We start from the raw sequence: 1,098 nt of genomic DNA, 5'->3' as shown, positions 1-1,098 counted from the left end.
ACCGGAGGAATAGTTGCCAATGATTTTCAAATAATTCCACATTCTCACCAAGTTGGAGAACTCCAGGAAGGGGTATTCGGCTCTATGTGAATTTGTGTTTTCCCTATTCTCAACTTTGCCATTCAATTGATTGTATTCTTTTCTGCATTGCGGGTTTATTCTTAACCTTCTTCGTCAGCCTATCCAACCATTCTTTAAATGCAGCAACATCGTTTTCATAAATAGCTAGTTCTTTTAATGCAACTATTCTTTCTAGAGCTTCATCATATGACTTTCCAGATCCTTTATCGATATGATAATCAATTTCTTTTAAAATTACATCTTTTTTCTCTCCTATCTCTTTTAGTTTTTTGATCCTATTGAATTCAGCTTGTTCTTTTTCAGCCCTGACTCTGATTACTTCATTTTCTTTTACAGATTTGAGTAATTCTTTTAGGTTTATATTTTTATATTTCTTTTCATCTGTATTCTCTATTTTCCTGTTAAGTGCCTTTTTAAATTTTATACTTAAGTTTAATTCCCCTTGTAACAGCCTATTTAAATATTCATTTTTCTTTTCCTTTGGTAATTCGTCAATTAATTTTGAATAATTCACATCCTTTTGAACAGGAGTCTTATTGAATTTCGATGCTCCGGTAATCCAATCAATATTAACTCGATACAAATTTATCAAGCAATCTAGTTTGCTATTCAGGTTTTCTAAGTTTTCTGGAATAATTTTTACTGGAATTTCCATCTCAAGGTCAATTTGATTGGCTCTACGCTAAATTGTGTGGGTAATAGCAAAAAATCGAGTAAATTTGGCAGATGAAAAATAAGGAACTATTCGCGATGGCCTTGGGGATTAATACTCCATGGTTTATAGAAAAGATTGAATTCACTGAAAGTGAGTTGAAAGGCACGAAAGAACTGCATTTGTTTCTGGATTTCAAGACAGGGAGCTCTTTCAGGGTGTCAGACGGGAACAATTATACAGCCTACGATACACGTGAAAAGACCTGGCGGCATTTAGACTTTTTCCAGCACCGGTGCTATCTGCATGCAAAAGTCCCCCGGGTAAAGAAGTCAGATGGCAAGGTCGAGCAGGTTGAAGTGCCC

The 1,098-nt window shown here is 35.2% G+C and carries 2 protein-coding genes; one reads left to right on the top strand and one right to left on the bottom strand.

Going from position 1 to position 1,098, the window contains the following annotated elements:
* Positions 1-109: 109 nt before the first annotated feature.
* A complete protein-coding gene (locus FRY97_RS21890) occupies positions 110-736 on the bottom strand; it encodes a hypothetical protein (RefSeq protein WP_147169754.1) in 627 nt (208 codons plus the stop codon).
* Between the two features lie 71 nt (positions 737-807).
* On the opposite strand from FRY97_RS21890, the gene FRY97_RS21885 reads away from it, so the two are divergent.
* Positions 808-1,098: transposase family protein (locus FRY97_RS21885; protein WP_147169753.1), on the top strand; the 291-nt coding region annotated here is incomplete at its 3' end.

The organism is Phaeodactylibacter luteus (assembly GCF_007993045.1).
Classification (GTDB): Bacteria; Bacteroidota; Bacteroidia; order Chitinophagales; family Saprospiraceae; genus Phaeodactylibacter; species Phaeodactylibacter luteus.
The sequence above is the reverse complement of the archived record's forward strand: the minus strand, read 5'-3'. Positions and strand labels throughout refer to the sequence as shown.

Coding starts and splice junctions, on each gene's coding strand:
- FRY97_RS21890 (WP_147169754.1), bottom strand. CDS start 736: ATGGAAATTCCAGTAAAAATTATTCCAGAAAACTTAGAAAACCTGAAT.